The following is a 16,683-nucleotide window of genomic DNA, read 5'->3' as shown; positions in this document are numbered from 1 at the left end:
TTATCTCCTAAAATAATAATCCATCGTTTTCTTGATCTTGAATGATGTCGTTTGTTGGCGTATTTTGCGGCAACGGCGAGTCGTTTGTATAGTACTCATCAGCGCCGTTATAGTATCCTTTATAGACGCCATCAGGCTGCTCAAACGCACGTCTTAGGGTAGGGTAGAGCTTGATGTAGCCCTCCATAAATTTCTTAAAGACTGGTGCAGCTGTCCTGCCGCCACCCTCGACCTTTTTCATAGGGCTGTTATCGTCGTTTCCGTACCAGATAATGGCCTCGATATCAGGCGAATAGCCGCAAAACCAAGCATCGATGTTGTTATTTGTCGTGCCAGTTTTGCCAGCGATCTGGATGCCATTTACCTTTGCGTTGCGTCCAGTGCCGTTGTTTACGACATTTTGAAGCAAGGTAGTCATCAAAAATGCCTGCTCAGGTTTTAGCACTTGCTTCTTTTGAGGCTCATAGTCCATCGACGCGCCAAAGCTATTTTCTATATGCTTAATGAGCGTAGGCTCGACCACTTCGCCATCGTTTGGAAACATCGAGTAAAATTTTGCAAAGTCAAGTGGCGAAATCCCAAAGCTACCAAGTGCGATTGATAAATTTTCAGGGATGTCGTTAAAGCCCATATCCGTAAGCTGTTTGCGAACCGAGCTAAGACCAAGATCGTTTAGTAAATTTATGGTTGCGAGGTTGCGAGACTGGGTTAAGGCTGATTTGATCGTGATGTAGCCTTGAAAGCCGCCGCTATAGTTCTTTGGCGTCCACTCTTTGCCATTGCCCATGTCAAAAGTCCTAGCGATGTCAGCTACTTGAGAGACGACTGAGTAGCCGCTATCAAGGGCTATTTGATAGATAAATGGCTTAAAGCTAGATCCTGGCTGGCGCTTGCTTTGTGTCGCTCTGTTGTAGCTACTTTTTGCGTAGTCGATGCCGCCAATTAGAGCTAAAATTTGTCCGCTTTGTGGATGAGTGACGACGATAGCGCCATTTAGCATCTCTGGATTTGCCTTTTTATCTCTTTTTAAAATTTCATTGTAACCATATACTAGAGCGTCTTGAGCGATCTTTTGCACGTTTAGATCGACGGTGCTTTGTATCTTGTAGCCGCCAGTTTTTATATCGTCAAATTTCTTTGAAGCCTCTTTTATGATCTCATCGACCACGTAAGGAGCTTTATTGCGTGTGAGCGTATCGTCAAAGACTGCTGGCTCTTCAAGCACGCCCTTGCGGTACTCATCTTCGTTTATCCAGCCGATGCTATACATCCTCTCAAGAACCCTGTTTGCACGGCTAAGTGAGAGATCAAGGTGCTTTGTAGGATCATAAGTGCTTGGCGCTTTTGGCATGCCAACTAGCATCGCTATCTCTTTTATACTTAGCTCATTTAGCTCTTTTCTAAAGTATCCCTCCGCAGCCGTCTTTACGCCGTAGTAGCCGTGGCCAAAATATACGTGATTTAGGTATCTTTCGATGATGTCCTCTTTGCTAAGCTCGCTTTCAAGCTTGATCGCAAGGACGACCTCTTTTATCTTTCTTGTAAATTTCTTTTCTCGGCTTAGGGCTAGGTTTTTTATAAGCTGCTGCGTTAGTGTAGATGCGCCCTCGACTAGCTTTCTGGCCTTGATATCCTTTATCGCCGCCCTTGCCATAGCCTCGACGTTGATGCCGCCATGCTCAAAGTAGCTCGTATCCTCGATAGCCACGAGCGCTTCGATGACACGTGGCGGGATGTCGTTATACTTTACATAAATTCTATTTTCTTCAAAGATATTTGCGATGAGCTCGTTGTTTCTGTCAAAAATTTGCGTTGTGAGCTTTGGTTTGTAGTCGATGATGGAGTAGGCGTCAAATCTTACTTGCGAGTAGAAGTATAAAAACGCTCCGCCAAGCGAAATGGCAACTATAAAGATAAATGCCAAGATATATTTCATAAAAATGCCTTTAATATTTTTAAATTTAGCCCCATTGCCGTGCTGGTCTCGCCGTGCTGGGAGATGATGTATTTTTTATTAAAATTTTCTATCGTCATGGCTCCAGCCTTGCCCTCCCAGTCACCATTTTTTAGATATTTTTCGAGGTCTTGCTCGTCAAATTTAGCAAATTTATATGTGGTCTTGCTTACGTTTATGAGCTCAAATTTACCCACAAATATCATCGCCGTATATACGCTGCACTCGTTGCCGCTTTGTAAATTTAGCATATCAAGCGCTTCGTTTTCGTCCTTTGCCTTGCCTAAAATTTGATCCCCACACGCCACGCAGCTATCTGCAAAGAGTAAATTTGAAAGCTCGCTATTTGCCTTTAAAAACTGCTCCTTTTTTGCTTTAACGACGTTTTGGACGTAAATTTCTGGCTTTAGGCTCTTTGCTATCTTGCTCTCATCAAAGCTACAAGAAATTTGCTCAAATTCTATGCCAGCATTTTTTAGCAAATTTGCCCTTGTTGGCGAGCTTGAGGCGAGTACTATCATCAAAAGTCCTTATAACTTATGCCAAGATAAAGAGCGCCAAGCGAGGCTAGTAAATTTAGCGGCGTGAAGTAGTAGATGATGACGATTAAACTCTCGTTTAGCTCGATCATCTCGTGTGACCTAAGAGCTTTTATGGCCGTTTTGTATTTATAAAAAATGTAGCCTAAATTTAAGACCAAAAACAGCTCTATAGCCCATTTTGTCGCAGCTGCTGCGCTTGCCATAGGATTTGCCGTTTTGTTACACTCAGAGCCATATATCATCACCAAGCTAGTTACTGCGATACAAAGAATGAGCGTGAAAATGGCGATACCATAGCGCCTGATGATGTGAAGCAAGATGTGATAGCGCTCTTTATCTTCAAATTTGCTTTTGATAAAGTAGCTGCCAGTGAGCACCAAGCCAGCTTGCAGCCCCACAAAAAGGGCTACAAAGGTGACGTGTAGAAATAGAACTATCTGGTCAAATTTGATAAAAGCTATCTCTTGGTGGCTCATTTTTCTAAAGCTTGCCTTGCGTACTCTATTGAGCTTCTTATGGCGTCTTCGATGGCTAGGGTGTTTTTGCCACCAGCCGTTGCAAAGTCATCTTTGCCGCCACCATTTCCGCCAAGTATCTGCGCTGCAAATTTGACCCAAGCACCAGCTTTTATAGGGGCATTTTTCACGCCAGCTGCAAGAGAAATTTTACCCTCTTCATCGACTTGAACTAGCAAGATCGCAGCGCTTTCGTGCTCGTTTTTAAACTCATCTATCATCGTTTTTATATCGCCACCATCGATGCTTGCTACGCAAAGCTTGGTCTCATTTACGTTTAAAAAGGCTAGGGCGTGAGAATTTTTAGCATTTTTTAGCTTATCTTTTAGCGTTTTTAGCTCGCCTTTTAGCTTTTTGACGGCATTTAGTGGCTCAACGCTCTTTAGCTCATCTTTTAACTCTTCAAGCTCAGCTCTAAACGACCTTGCTAAATTTAGCGCAGCCCTTGAGCAAACAGCCTCTATACGCCTAACGCCAGCGCTTACGCCACTCTCTTTTATGATGAAAAATGAGCCGATCTCATTGATATTTTTCACGTGTGTTCCGCCGCAAAGCTCTTTGCTGACATCGCCAAAGCTCACGACTCTTACTTTATCGGCATATTTTTCGTTAAATAGTGCGATCGCTCCGCTATTTTTGGCATCTTCAAGGTCCATTAGCTTGGTCTCTTGGCTTGCGCCATTTGCGATCCACTCATTTACTAAATTTTCAACCTTTGAAATTTCTTCGCTAGTAAGCGCCTTTGGATGAGAGAAATCAAACCTTAGCCTATCTGCCTCGACGTTTGAGCCAGCTTGAGCGATATGTGTGCCAAGTACGCTTCTAAGGGCTGCGTGAAGCAAGTGTGTAGCACTGTGATGTCGCGCAGTCTCTGCTCTGTCGCTGCCCACTTCAAGCTCTACTTCGTCGCCAACTTTTAGCGCCGCGCTAGTTTTTACTAAAGATAAATTTAGCCCGTGAAATTTTTGCGTATCAAGCACATTTGCTTTGCCTGCTATCTTACCGTTATCGCCGCACTGACCGCCACTTTGAGCGTAAAATGGAGTGACATCAAACATCACCCAGCCCTCTTTGCCAGCATCTAAGCTATCTACATTTTTAAATTCTTCATCAAGTAGGGCTAAAATTTTACTTTTACTCTTAAGCTCTTCGTAGCCTATAAATTTATTCTCGCCAAATTTCTCAAGTAGCTCTTTAAAGTCGCCCTTCGCACTCTTGTCGCCACTGCCTTTCCAAGCAGCTTTTGCACGTGCTTTTTGCTCACTCATAAGCTCATCAAACCTTGCCTCATCGACCTTTAAGCCCTTTTCTCTAAGCATATCAGCCGTTAGATCAAGTGGGAAGCCAAATGTGTCATAGAGCTTAAACGCTGCCTCTCCGCTAAAAATTTCTTTTGTATTTTTTAGCTCACTCTCAAATAGTTCAAGCCCGCTTGCGATAGTCGCTAAAAATCTCTCTTCTTCAAGCTTGATCTGCTCTTTTACAGCCGCTTTTTTATCGTTTAGATAGGTGTAGTGTCCGCCCATAAGCTCGCAAACTTTATTGACAAGCTTATACATAAATGGCTCTTTTATGCCTAGCAAGTATCCATGGCGGATCGCACGGCGTAAGATACGGCGAAGCACGTAGCCACGGCCCTCTTTATCAAATGTCGTGCCTTGAGCTAGCAAAAATGTGACCGAGCGGATGTGGTCGCTTATGACGCGGTAGCTAGCGCCACTTTCATAGACGTATGGCCTGCCGCAAAGCTTTGCTACTTCATTGATGAGCGGCATAAAAAGTGTGCTGTCGTAGTTGCTAAATTTACCTTGTAAGATAGCAGTAACGCGCTCTAGTCCCATGCCAGTATCTATGCTTGGCTTTGGTAGTGGGCTTAGTTTGCCATCCGCGCTTCTTTCATACTGCATGAAGACAAGGTTCCATATCTCTAAAAATCTATCTCCATCGCCTCCCATGTAATCTTCTGGTGTGTTAAAGTGTTCAGCGCCTTGATCGTAAAAAATTTCACTGCAAGGGCCGCATGGTCCAGTATCGCCCATTTGCCAGAAGTTATCATGGTCGCCAAAGCGGTAAATTCTCTCTTTTGCGATGTGAGTACTCCAAATTTCAAACGCCTCATCGTCGCTTTCATGAACGGTTACATAAAGCTTATCTTTTGGTAGTTTTAGCACCTCTGTGACAAATTCCCAAGCGTAAGCGATCGCCTCTTTTTTGAAGTATTCGCCAAAGCTAAAGTTGCCAAGCATCTCAAAAAATGTATGGTGGCGCGCTGTGTAACCGACGTTATCAAGGTCGTTGTGCTTGCCTCCAGCTCTTATGCAGGTCTGACAGCTAGTGCGGATAGGTGGTGTTGGGCGTGGCACTTCGCCTGTGAAAATGCTCTTAAATGGCACCATGCCAGCATTTGTGAAAAGTAGTGTTGCATCGTTTGGCACGAGTGGTGCAGAAGCTACTACTTCGTGACCTTTTGATTTAAAAAAATCAAGATATGCCTTTCTTATATCTAAATTTTGCATTTTTATCCTCGTTAGTTTTAAAATTTTGCTTGATTTTAGCCAAAATTCGTTTGCGAAATTCTAAAAAGAGAAAAAATAGTGATATTTTGAAAACTATCTCTTGTTTTATCTATTTAAAAGCGATTTGTAAATAAAATAATTAAAAATTTCTAAAGTTTTAAAGGGTGAATGTGAAGCTAAAAATCGGCATTATCGGCTATTGCAGCACAGGTAAAAAACATTATTTAGAGCTTAGACGCTCAAACGAGTTTGAAATTTGTGGCATTTTTGACAAAGACAATGTTGATGAGTTTTGCAGAGCCGATTTTTATACTGATTTTAAAGAATTTATAGAGGTTGCCCAGCCTCAAGCAGTCGTGCTTTGCTCGCCAAGAGAGGAGATGGTGGAGGCATTTTGCCAGTGTGCAAAATATTGTCAAAATATCCTTATCTCACGCCCAGTTTTTAAAAGTATCGCAGATCTTAAAGAGATAAAATATGCCGCCAAAACAAACAAAACTAGGGTTTGCACGGGAATTTCTGAGCGTTTTAATCCAACTATCTTGTCACTTAAAAAAGCACTTTTAAAAGAAGAGGAAATTTATAGCATTTCTATCGCTCATTTTAAGCCACTTTGCGACGGAAATATCATAAATGAGCTCTCAGTTTCTGACATCGACCTAGCAAAAAATATCATAAATTCAGAAGTCAGTGACTTTTACTACACTCAAACAAATAAGACGAATGCCAAAAGTGCCGATAACGTGGCGATAAGCTTTAAAAGTAAAAATCAAATTCTAGTGCATATCACTGACTCATTTTGTGGCTCACTAGAGCGCTTTAAGATAGAGGTAAATGCCAAAAATGGCGTCTATTTTGGCGATCTCATCGATCACAAGCTTCATCAAGTGAGCGAAAATGGACAGATGAATTTAAAGATAGATACTAATAATAGCGAGCTAAAAGCGCAATACGAGGCCTTTTATGATCTTTGCCAAAGTGGCGAGAGTAGTGAACTTTCAAACATCGATGATGCTATAAAGATTAAAGAGCTCTTTTGATGAAAAAAGCTCTTTTGCTTTTAAATATGGGCGGTGCAAACAGTCTGGATGATGTCGAAATTTTCTTAACAAATATGTTTAATGACCCATATATTTTGGGTATAAAAAATAAATTTTTAAGAAAATTTGTAGCTTTTATGATCACAAAAGGCAGACTAAAAACTGCGAAGCACAACTACGAGCAAATAGGCGGAAAGTCGCCACTTTGCGAGCTTACAGCTAAGCTTTGTGAGAAAATTTCAAGCTTGCAAAGCGAATTTGACGCAGTTGATTTTGCGATGAACTACACTTCGCCATTTGTAAAAGATGTGCTAAAAAAGTATGAAAAATTTGATGAGATAGTGCTTTTGCCACTCTATCCTCATCACTCACAAACTACGGTAACTTCGAGCTTAGCTGATTTTAAAAAAGCAAAAGAGAAGCTTAATCTAAAAGCTAAAATTTCACTTTGTGAGCCATTTTATGATGATGACGCTTACAATAAGATCATTATCTCCCACATCCGTGAAGCGGTAAAAGATACCGATATAAGCGACGTTAGCCTCATCTTTTCAGCTCACTCTTTACCCCGCAAGATCATAGAAAAGGGCGATATCTACGAAAAACACATAAATGAACATGTGCAAATTTTAAGCAAAATGCTAAAAGAGCAGGGGCTAAATTTTAAAGATGTAAGCCTTGCTTATCAGTCGCGTCTTGGTCCTGTTAAATGGCTAGAGCCATCGCTAAATGAGGCTTTGGCAAAGTGCAAAAATAAAAAAGCGCTTATCTATCCGCTATCTTTTTGCATAGATAATTCTGAGACCATTTTTGAGTTAGTTATCGAGTATGCTAAGCTTGCTAAAGAGCTAAGCTTTAGTTTTTACAAAGTTGTCCAGTGTCCAAATTTTAGTGATAAATTTGCTAGTTTTATCCTAGAAAAATCAAAAAACACTAGAGAATTTAGCCTTTAGGAATAAATCTTGCTTATAAAAAGCATCTCAATTTTAAAAGGAGATGTATGAAGGTTCAAAATAACGATATTATCGATTATTTGTTGCAGTCAGGCTCAAGCAAAGCTAAAGATAAAAAAAATAGTTTTGATGAAATTTTAAGTCTAACGCTCGATAAGATCACAAGTGAGGCAAAGGTTTCAGACAAGCTTGAGCAGTTTAAGAAAAGGCTTACAGAAATCGGTGCTGCTGGCTTTATGAATGAGCTAAATTCAAACAAGATAGAAGAGAAAATAGCTCAGAAAAAAGAGGAGCTAACTGAGCTTTTAAGCATAAATGATCCGACCAAAACGCAGGATCAAAAAAATGAGCTACTTAAAATCATGGATAAAATTTTAAGTGACTACCGCAAAGAGCTAAACATGGCACTTACGAGCCAAACACTGCTTGAGAAGCAAAATAGCCTTGGCAAAAATACAAATAATTCTGTAAATTTAAGCTCTGTCTTAAATGAACTTGGACTTGCATAAATTCTGGATTTAGGCCGCTTGCCTAGATCCAAATTTCTACTTTAAACTCTAAATTTGAAATTTAATATTTATATCTTAGAAGTTAAATTTAATCTAAAGCCGGTTTTTGCTTTGCTTTATCGTTTTTGAGCTTGTCTTTTTTAGCTTCAAACTCAGCTATGACATTAGGATCTGGGAATAAATAGCCATCTTCAACCATTAGATCAACGGCTTTTTTAAATGTCGGCAACGCACTTTGCGCACCAAAGTAGTAGTAAGGTTTTTTAGGGTCTCTTGCTAAAACGCCTATGGTGTAGCTGTTGCCTCTTGTGTCGTTTACGAAGCCAAAAAAGGAGCCGTTATAGGTGTTGCTATATCCGCCTTTGCCAGAAGCGATGTGCGCGGTGCCAGTTTTACCGCCTATCTCAAGACCTGGTGTAAATGCCTTTAGACCAGTGCCTTTTTCAACTGTTTTTATCAAAATTCTCTTCATTATCTTTGCGGTCTCTTGCGAGATGACCTGTGCTGGCTCTGCTTTTGGCAGATCGTAGCGCTTGCCGTTTCGCTCAAGATATGCCACCATGTGTGGCGTCACCTCGATGCCTTTGTTGTTAAAGGTGTTATAAGCTTTTAAAAGCTGCATAAATGTCGCTTGCAGGCCGTATCCGTAGCTAACTGTTGCCTTATAGGTTGATGAGTTTAGCTTGGTAACCGTTGGCATCATACCTACTTGCTCGTATGGCAGATCGATGCCAGTCTTTCTTGAAAAGCCAAAATTTAAAAGCCCTTGATAAATTTGCGGACCATTTAGGCGTTCTACTAGCTGGATCATACCGATGTTTGAGCTGTGTACGATGATGTCTTCAGCGCTCATAAATGGTTCTGGGTGGGTGTCCTTGATGATTCTTTTGCCTAACTGATAGCGACCGTTATAGGTATTTACTAGCTCAAAAGGATTTACCTTTTTTTCTTGAAGCAGTATGGAGAAGATAAATGGTTTAAAAACCGATCCAACCTCGTATGCATACTCGCTTGCGCTCGAATTTAGCGCGCTGTAATCTTGCTTTCTTATATTTGATGGATCATATCTTGAGCTAGAAGCTAGGGCTAGAATTTCGCCATTTTTGCTATTCATTATGCAGATGATTAGCTCTTTTGCATCTAGAAATTCACGTTTTTCATCTAAAATTTGCTCTAGCTTGGTTTGAAATTTAAGCGGTACAGAAAGCACTGCGTTGTAGCCATCAACCCTTGTTGCTAAATTTGAATCACTGGTTAAAATTATATTGTTGCCAATATCGCGTGGGCCAAGGATTTTGGCGTTTTGTATCGGGGCTAGGTAGTCCTCGTAGTATCTCTCAAGCCCTTTTACACCTTTACTTTTGGTAAGTGCGTCGCTCTCTGTTTTGCTCACGTAGCCTATAGCTGGCGTTAAGGCGTCTTTTGACATAAATTTACGGTTTTGACCACTCTCCATCACGCGCATGCCTTGAAAAGAGGCAAGGCCTGTTTTTGGGTCAAGATATGAGATTAAGATGCCCTTGCGGTTTAGCTTTCTTGAAAGCTCTTGAAGGTAGGTAGCGCCCTTTGCGTCGATGCTGTAAGAGAGCGTGACAAGGCCTTTTGTGCCGTTTATGATCTTTCTTACTTTGTTTGGATCGTCACCGCTATAAAGCGAGTAGAGCTTAATGAACATCTCTTTTTTGTTTGGATCGATGTTTCTGGTGTCAAGCATCACTTTGTAGAGTTTTTGGCTTGATGAGATGCTAAAGCCGTCTTTTGTGACGATATTGCCGCGGATTGCGGTATTTACGTCGCTTGTTTGAAGCTTAGGAAGCTTTCGCTCGATGCTTGCTCTATAAAATATAACGAGCACAAAGATTGAAATTCCAAAAGTAATTAATAAAAAAAGTATGGTTATTTTTGATTTTCTGGAATTCATTCAATGGCTTAAATTTGCGTTCTTGAAATTTCTTTGTATGCGCTTAGCGCTTTGTTGCGAATTTCTAGCATAAGCTTCATGCTAGTCTCTGCTTTGCCTATGGCGATAGCTGCTTGGTGCAAGTCTTTTACCTCGCCAGTTGCGAGATCAGCTATGGCTTTATCGGCGTTTATTTGAACCTTGTTTAGCTCTTTTAAAGAGTCATTTAATGCGTTTTCAAAGCCGCCTTCTTCGCCCGCTTTTGCTATTTTGTTTGAATTTTCGTTTTTGTTTAACTTATCTAAATTTATGCTATTTATCATTATGCTTGTCCTGAAATGAGTGATATCGCACTTTGTGCTATTGTTTTTGCGTTTTGAAATGACGCTACATTTGCTTGATAAGCCCTTGTCGCTTCAAGTAAGTCAGCCATCTCGATGACTGGATTTATATTTGGAAATGCGACGTAGCCATTTGCATTTGCGTCTGGGTGGCTTGGATCGTATTTTAGCTGAAAGTCCTTGTCATCGCGCACTACTTTATCTACGATCACGCTAGTTAGGGCAGGGTGAGCGTTTTTAGGTGAGCTTGGATCATCGAGTGGATTTTCATACTCGAGCAAACTTTGTGAGTTTTTAAGCTGATCGTTTAAAATTTTATCAAAGTTCATCTCTTTAAAGATGACCTCTTGTCTTCTGTAAGGTCCGCCCTCAGCCGTTCTTGTGGTTTGAGCGTTTGCTATGTTTGAGCTGATGACATTCATCCTGAAGCGTTGTGCGCTTAGTCCGTATCCGCTAATATCAAAATCATTTAAGTATGACATCATCTCTCCTAGTTCTTAGCACTTGCGTCTATTACGCTTTTGAAGATATTGCCCTGAGCCTTGTAGGCGCTATCAAGGGCGTTTATCATAACTGTATTTTTGCCCATTTCTGTTGTCTCAACATCAAGATCAACCGTGTTTGCATCGTTTCTAGCCATGTGACCATCGCGCAAGAAAATTTGAGCTGTGTCGCTTTTTGGAAAATCAACCGCAGCCATGTGCGCTTCGTTTGTTTTAGCTAAATTTAGTTTTTTGCTCTCTGAAACGTTGTAAATTTCATTTGCTTTTTCTCTTAAAACATCTTCAAATCTTACGTCTCTAGCCTTGTAAAATGGCGTATCAACATTTGCAAGGTTGCCAGAAATGAGCTTTTGGCGTAGTTCTCTGCCTGCAAGGGCTGATTCGACGAGTGGGCTAGATTTTGATCTATCTAAAACAAACATTTAAAGTCCTTCTAAAATTTCACACATTTATAAGCAAATGATGTTCCAAATATAAGGCAAATTTATTTTGTTTCATAGATTTTTGCCAAATCTTCTTTCATTTTTGTGACTTTTATGCCGCCAAGATAGTATTTAACTCCGTATTGTCCGCTATCTACATCTGTTAAAATTTGATATTCGCCGTTTTTTATCACCACTTTAAAAGGTAGCGCGATCTCGTGTTTGTATTCGATATCTCTTACGATTTGCTCGGCAAGCCTGTCATTTATCTTTTGATCGTTTGTTATGAAGTAGTAGGCATTAAATTTTTGCATAAATTCATGCAAAACATACTCATTTGTGACATTTTCAAAGTGAGTTAGTCCGATTAGCGTAAATTTATCTTTGTTTTCAAGCTGATATTTTGTGAGCTCGGCTGCCTCTTTTTGGCAAGGTGGGCAAAATGTGCCAAAAATGTCGATCATTAAAACTTTATTTTCATCATTTTTGATAGCAAAGCCATGATCTTTTCGAACTAAAGCAAGCTCCTTGCCGCTTACATCTACAAGTTTGACCTCTTCGTTTGGGCTAAATTCTTTAAAATTTGCACTGCTGCTCTCATCTTCGCCACAACCAAAAAAAGCAAATAAAGCGATTATTAAAACAAGTAAATTCTTCATCTTATCCCTTAAACATATCTTTTTATGGCAGCTCTTGCCTCTTTGTCTGCCTCGCGTCTTTTTAAAGTCTCGCGCTTGTCGTGTAAATTTTTACCTTTTGCAAGCGCTAGCCTTGCTTTTACGATGTTTTTATCGTTTAGATAAAGTGCCAAAACAACCAAAGTAAGCCCATCTTGTGAGACTTGACCGAAAATTTTATCGATTTGCTTTCTGTGCATCAAAAGTTTTCTGGCGGCTCGCTCATTTGGACGAAATGCGCTGTGTGTGGTCTCAAGATAGCTGATATGAGCGTTTAGTAAGAAAAGCTCACCCTTTATGACGCGCACAAAGCTGTCTTTTAAATTTGCTCTGCCAGCCCTTAGAGCCTTGACCTCGCTGCCTTTTAAAACGATACCAGCTTCAAAGGTCTCAAGTATGCTAAAGTCATGCAAAGCTTTCTTGTTTTTTGCTAGATCTTTTATCAAAATTTTACCTTTTATTTTACGCTAAATACGCTACTGCCGCTGCCGCTTAGAAATTTATCCCTAAACTCATTCATCTGTGGATAGAGCTTAAAGCATGGGGCAAAAAGATCGTTTAGCTCCTCGTTTTTATAAATTTCAAGTAGCTCTTTGCTCTTTAAATTTTGCATCTTTTTTGCAGCATTAACGTCTATATATTGTAAGAAATTGCTTCTAAATTCTTGATAAACCATCGGTGTGGAGCAAAAAACATTTGGCGTGAAAATATTTAAATTTGGCACTTCATCGTCAAATTCTTCTATGGTCTCGCCTATGCCACTTACATTTGCTGCCCTATATCCGCTTACAAAAAAGGCCACATCCGCGCCGATTTTAGAGGCTATTTGCATCAAATTTTCGCGTTTTATATTTAAATTTAGCTGGTCATTTACCATAAGTAAAAAGGTGGCAGCGTTTGAACTGCCTCCTCCTAGACCAGCACCTATTGGGATTTGTTTGTTGATGATGATTTTGTGAGAGCTAAAAAACTCATCTAGCTCGTTTGAAAAGCCAGCTTTTTTTAGCTCGTCTATCGCTTTTTGGATGATGTTTTCTTTTATCTCTTTGTTGTCGCATTCGATAGCAAAAGAATTTGACTTTTCAAAATAAATTTCATCAAAAAGCTGCTCGCAAAGAACAAAACGTGACAAAATTTCGTGGTAGTTGCCTCTGGTGCCAACTACCTTCAAAAATACGTTGATCTTTGCAAAGCTTTTCATTTCTCGATTTTTTTCGCGAGCTCGTGGATATCGGCTTCGCTTGCTTTTTTGGTGGCGTGGATATTTTCGTTTTTAATATCGTTTGCCAGCTCGCTTCTTAGTATCATTGTGTTGCGCGGGGCCTCGATACCAAGCTTAACGGTGCTTTTTGAGATACTTACTACGACGACTTTTATGTCATTGCCTAGTAAAATTTCTTCGTTTTCTTTTCTTGCTAAGATTAACATTTTTCTACCTTGTTTAAAGTGTAATTTATAGTATCATCCATGATTTGGATTACGCTCATAAATTTATCATAATTTAGCAAATAAATTCCTTGTGTTTGTGTTTCAAAATCGTTAATTTTTAATTTCTTGCCATCTAGTATGTTGTTAATGTCCCCAAAATACGTGTTTTGCTTAATATTTAAAAAATTGCAAATATTTAAAAATTTTTCATTTTCATAGCGAAATTTACCCTCGCTTACCCTCTTTAATGAGCTTAAAGTTACATTATAACCAACTTTTTGCCCAAAAATTTCTGCATAAGAGCGGATGTAACTCCCCTCACTTACACTTAAACGAAGTGTCAAAAAAGGGTGTGAATAATTCAAAATTTCACTCTCATAAATTTCCATTGTCTCTGGCTTTAGCTCAAATTCCTCGCCGCTTCTTGCTAGCTTGTAAGCCCTTGTGCCATTTACATGTTTGGCGCTAAATTTTGGCGGGATATAGCTTATCTTGCCTATTAGCTCGCCTCTTATGGTTTCAAGTTTTTCTAAATTTAGCTCTTTTACGTTTGAAATTTCAGTGATATTTTCATTATCCATGCTAGGACTACTCGCCCCAAGCCAAATAGTCGCCTCATAGACCTTTGGGCTTTTGTCTAAAAATCTAAAAAATTTCGTATATGAGCCAAAAGCGACTATCAGACAGCCACTCGCAAATGGATCAAGCGTGCCTGAAAATCCAGCCTTTTTAACGCCATATTTTCTCTTTAGTCGTCCTAAAAAGTGGTTTGAGCTCATGCCAGCAGGCTTGTTTGCCACGAAAATGGCGTTCATACGGCCTTTTCCACGAAGCTTGACATTATCTCTCTTACATTGCCACCAAAATTTATAGTCAGTTTAAACTCTTTTTTGATCTTGCTAACCGCGCTCACCCTGCCGATACCAAAAATTTTATGTTTAACAAGGTCGCCTTTTTTAAATTCATTGCTCTGTTCGATGACTAGCGAGCCATGCGTGATACCGCTCTCGCTTAAAAATCTACTCTTATTTAGCCTCGTGCGCTGACCTTTGTAAAAGCGCGAATTTGCAAAGCTTAGGCTAAGTGTCCTTTTAGCTCTTGTTATCGCCACGTAAGCGAGCCTGCGCTCCTCTTCGATGTCGCTACCATCACCAATGAGCGGGAAAAATCCCTCTTCAAGGCCGATCACAAAAAGGTGCTCAAACTCAAGTCCCTTGCTCGCATGCACGCTCATAATACTAATAGCCTCGTCGCTAATGCCGTCTTGCTCGCTTGTTAGCGTGATCTCGTTTAAAAACTCTTCTAAATCAAAGCTTGGATTTTGCTTGATCTGATCTTTTAAAACAGCGTAAAACTCGTCGATGTTCGCCGCTCTTTCAGCGCCATCTGGCAGGCTCTCGTAGTATTTTTTGACGCCAAATTTAGCTTCAAATTTATCTATGAGGTCAAAAACTGAGCTGCTTTCTTGAAGCTCTTTTAGGTTGTTTGCAAACTCAAGAAGGGCTGATTTTACCTTTTTACTAAAGGCTTCGTCGTTATCAGAGATGTTTGAGATTGCTTCAAAAATGGAAATTTTGCCCTCAAATGCCATTTTTTCAAGTTTATCAAGGCTCACTTTGCCTAGGCCGCGTTTTGGGCGATTAATGATACGTCTTATTGAGAAGTCATCGTTTGGATTATTTATCAGCCTTAGGTAGCTTATGATATCTTTGATCTCGGCTCTTTCATAAAATTTAACTCCGCCGACCATTTTATAAGAGATCTGCTCTTTGTTTAGTCCATCTTCAAGCGAGCGAGAGAGTGCGTTTATGCGGTATAAGATCGCGATATCTTTTGCCTGCACGCCTTTGCTTAAAAGCTCTTTTATATTTTTTGCGATCTTGCCAGCCTCGACGCTCTCATCAAAACTCTCTATCAAATTTACAGCTTCGCCTTCGCCCTTTGTGCCTACAAGCTTCTTGCCAAGGCGGTTGCGGTTATGATCTATTAGCTCGTTTGCAGCCTTTAGTATCGCCTCGCTTGAGCGGTAGTTTTTCTCAAGTCTGATGATCTTTACGTTGCTAAACTGATCTTTGAAATTTAAGATATTATCTATCTTTGCACCGCGCCAGCCATAAATACTTTGGTCATCATCGCCCACCACGCAGATGTTTTCGTGGCATAGACAGAGCTTTTTTAGCAGTTTATACTGAAGGTCGTTTGTGTCTTGATACTCATCGACCATTATGTATTTGTAGCGGTTTGAAATTTCTCTAGCAAGATCTTCGTTTTCGTCTAAAATTTTATACGTAAGCCCTAGTAAATCGTCAAAATCAACAAGGTTGTTCGCCTTTAAATAGTCCTCATACTTTTCATAAATTTGCGCTGCTTGCTTGTAAAAGTTGTCCTTGCTCTTATCAAATGAAGAGAAATTTGCGTTTTTATAGACCTCTTCGACGCTTAAAAGTGAGTTTTTGTAGTTTGAAATTTCACTTGACAAAATAGCCGTGGCGACTGGGCTTTCAAAGCTTTTGATGATGCGTTTTTTATCGTCTGTGTCGATTATGACGAAGTTGTTTTTTCTGCCAAGCTTTTCTATATAGAGCTTTAAAAACAAAAGTCCAAATTTGTGAAATGTGCAAAGCAGCGGCGAGTAGTTTTTGCCGCTTTGGCTTAGCATCGCCATGGCTCTGCTACGCATCTCGTTGGCGGCTTTGTTTGTAAATGTAAGAGTTAGCGTGTTTGCCGCATCTATGCCGACCTCGCCGATGAGATAGGCAAGCCTAGTTGTGATCGTCTTTGTCTTGCCGCTGCCAGCACCTGCTAGTATGAGCATTGCACCGTCTATGTGGGTGGCTGCTTCGCGCTGGGCTTCGTTTAAATTTGATAGTAATTTTTCCATTTTTCGCTTTTTAAATTTTCTTTTGATTTTAGCCAAAAATGCTTAAAATTACTATTTTTTCTTAAATATATCTTTATTTTTTGGGTTTTGCAAAAAGACTGAGGCTGATTTTTTAGCGTGATCGACTTGCTTCTCTTTTGGCTTATAAATGGAGAAATTTACAAGAATCGGGCTATTTTCAACCAAAATTTGAACCACTGCGCCAAGTGGAAATGATACCACTGAGGCAAAATTCTCACTACCAAAGCCAGCCTCAAAGCTAAGCTCATCTTGCGTTAGCCTCGCACTCTCAAGCGTGTAGCCACCAAGCGAGAACATAATGACTGGCATGCTAAATCCACTGCTTATCTCATCTGGCAAGCTAGGCTCAAAGCTAACTAGCGGTAAATTTGCCATAACTGAGAAATTTAGCCCCTTTTCAAGCAAAAAATCAATGCACTCATAGATGTGCATCTTCATCAAAAGCGCAAATTTCTCATCGTCTAAAATTTCGTCTAACATC

General features: G+C 40.1%; 18 protein-coding genes. 3 read left to right on the top strand and 15 right to left on the bottom strand.

Annotation, left to right across the window (positions count from 1 at the left end; all coding sequences use genetic code 11):
* Positions 1 to 7 precede the first annotated feature (7 nt).
* From CVS81_RS03610 to alaS, 4 genes are read right to left on the bottom strand one after another with little or no spacing between them, the layout of a single operon-like run.
* A complete protein-coding gene (locus CVS81_RS03610; protein ID WP_107965118.1) occupies positions 8 to 1,936 on the bottom strand; it encodes a transglycosylase domain-containing protein in 1,929 nt (642 codons plus the stop codon).
* Positions 1,933 to 2,475: a septum formation inhibitor Maf gene (gene maf / locus CVS81_RS03605; RefSeq protein WP_107965117.1), complete on the bottom strand. Its 543-nt coding sequence runs from the start codon at positions 2,473 to 2,475 to the stop codon at positions 1,933 to 1,935. The genes CVS81_RS03610 and maf overlap by 4 nt, the downstream gene beginning before the upstream one ends.
* On the bottom strand, positions 2,475 to 2,972 hold the full coding sequence (locus CVS81_RS03600) for a 3-isopropylmalate dehydratase (RefSeq protein WP_107965116.1): 498 nt from the start codon (positions 2,970 to 2,972) through the stop codon (positions 2,475 to 2,477). Before CVS81_RS03600 ends, maf begins: the two co-directional genes overlap by 1 nt.
* On the bottom strand, positions 2,969 to 5,527 hold the full coding sequence (gene alaS, locus CVS81_RS03595; RefSeq protein WP_107965115.1) for an alanine--tRNA ligase: 2,559 nt from the start codon (positions 5,525 to 5,527) through the stop codon (positions 2,969 to 2,971). Before alaS ends, CVS81_RS03600 begins: the two co-directional genes overlap by 4 nt.
* Positions 5,528 to 5,697: 170 nt before the next feature.
* Between alaS and CVS81_RS03590 the strand changes: the two genes are divergently transcribed.
* From CVS81_RS03590 to CVS81_RS03580, 3 genes are read left to right on the top strand one after another with little or no spacing between them, the layout of a single operon-like run.
* Positions 5,698 to 6,567 (top strand): Gfo/Idh/MocA family protein, encoded by an 870-nt coding sequence (locus CVS81_RS03590; RefSeq protein ID WP_087582399.1) that lies wholly within the window; start codon positions 5,698 to 5,700, stop codon positions 6,565 to 6,567.
* Entirely contained in the window at positions 6,567 to 7,520 is a 954-nt protein-coding gene (hemH, locus tag CVS81_RS03585) for a ferrochelatase (RefSeq protein ID WP_107965114.1), read from the top strand. Before CVS81_RS03590 ends, hemH begins: the two co-directional genes overlap by 1 nt.
* Before the next feature lie 47 nt (positions 7,521 to 7,567).
* Positions 7,568 to 8,029, top strand: coding sequence for a hypothetical protein (locus CVS81_RS03580; RefSeq protein ID WP_009294079.1), 462 nt, complete (start codon positions 7,568 to 7,570; stop codon positions 8,027 to 8,029).
* 88 nt (positions 8,030 to 8,117) lie between these two features.
* Here the strand turns inward: CVS81_RS03580 and CVS81_RS03575 are convergent, their stop codons facing one another.
* From CVS81_RS03575 to CVS81_RS03525, 11 genes are all read right to left on the bottom strand, one after another.
* Positions 8,118 to 9,950 (bottom strand): peptidoglycan D,D-transpeptidase FtsI family protein, encoded by a 1,833-nt coding sequence (locus tag CVS81_RS03575; protein ID WP_021085499.1) that lies wholly within the window; start codon positions 9,948 to 9,950, stop codon positions 8,118 to 8,120.
* Positions 9,951 to 9,958: 8 nt separating this feature from the next.
* Positions 9,959 to 10,252 (bottom strand): flagellar hook-basal body complex protein FliE, encoded by a 294-nt coding sequence (fliE, locus tag CVS81_RS03570; RefSeq protein ID WP_002941937.1) that lies wholly within the window; start codon positions 10,250 to 10,252, stop codon positions 9,959 to 9,961.
* Positions 10,252 to 10,752, bottom strand: coding sequence for a flagellar basal body rod protein FlgC (flgC, locus tag CVS81_RS03565; RefSeq protein ID WP_009294076.1), 501 nt, complete (start codon positions 10,750 to 10,752; stop codon positions 10,252 to 10,254). The genes fliE and flgC overlap by 1 nt, the downstream gene beginning before the upstream one ends.
* 8 nt (positions 10,753 to 10,760) lie before the next feature.
* On the bottom strand, positions 10,761 to 11,195 hold the full coding sequence (gene flgB, locus CVS81_RS03560; protein ID WP_009294075.1) for a flagellar basal body rod protein FlgB: 435 nt from the start codon (positions 11,193 to 11,195) through the stop codon (positions 10,761 to 10,763).
* A gap of 62 nt (positions 11,196 to 11,257) precedes the next feature.
* On the bottom strand, positions 11,258 to 11,854 hold the full coding sequence (locus CVS81_RS03555) for a thioredoxin (protein WP_107965113.1): 597 nt from the start codon (positions 11,852 to 11,854) through the stop codon (positions 11,258 to 11,260).
* Positions 11,855 to 11,862: 8 nt separating this feature from the next.
* Positions 11,863 to 12,315 carry an SsrA-binding protein SmpB gene (smpB, locus tag CVS81_RS03550; RefSeq protein ID WP_107965189.1) on the bottom strand — a complete coding sequence of 151 codons (453 nt, stop codon included), beginning with the start codon at positions 12,313 to 12,315 and terminating at the stop codon, positions 11,863 to 11,865.
* 14 nt (positions 12,316 to 12,329) lie between these two features.
* On the bottom strand, positions 12,330 to 13,073 hold the full coding sequence (locus CVS81_RS03545; RefSeq protein WP_107965112.1) for a 4-(cytidine 5'-diphospho)-2-C-methyl-D-erythritol kinase: 744 nt from the start codon (positions 13,071 to 13,073) through the stop codon (positions 12,330 to 12,332).
* Positions 13,070 to 13,300, bottom strand: a complete 231-nt coding sequence (gene csrA, locus CVS81_RS03540) for a carbon storage regulator CsrA (RefSeq protein ID WP_002941828.1) — start codon at positions 13,298 to 13,300, stop codon at positions 13,070 to 13,072. Before csrA ends, CVS81_RS03545 begins: the two co-directional genes overlap by 4 nt.
* On the bottom strand, positions 13,294 to 14,115 hold the full coding sequence (truB, locus tag CVS81_RS03535; RefSeq protein WP_107965111.1) for a tRNA pseudouridine(55) synthase TruB: 822 nt from the start codon (positions 14,113 to 14,115) through the stop codon (positions 13,294 to 13,296). The genes csrA and truB overlap by 7 nt, the downstream gene beginning before the upstream one ends.
* Positions 14,112 to 16,181: an ATP-dependent helicase gene (locus CVS81_RS03530; protein WP_107965110.1), complete on the bottom strand. Its 2,070-nt coding sequence runs from the start codon at positions 16,179 to 16,181 to the stop codon at positions 14,112 to 14,114. The genes truB and CVS81_RS03530 overlap by 4 nt, the downstream gene beginning before the upstream one ends.
* Positions 16,182 to 16,232: 51 nt before the next feature.
* The gene (locus CVS81_RS03525; RefSeq protein ID WP_107965109.1) at positions 16,233 to 16,682 is read right to left on the bottom strand and encodes a hypothetical protein; all 450 of its coding nucleotides are present in this window, start codon (positions 16,680 to 16,682) and stop codon (positions 16,233 to 16,235) included.
* Between the last annotated feature and the right edge of the window lies 1 nt (position 16,683).

This window comes from Campylobacter concisus, assembly GCF_003049065.1.
In the GTDB taxonomy this organism is placed as follows: Bacteria; Campylobacterota; Campylobacteria; order Campylobacterales; family Campylobacteraceae; genus Campylobacter_A; species Campylobacter_A concisus_BE.
This window is presented reverse-complemented; position numbering and strand designations above follow the sequence as displayed.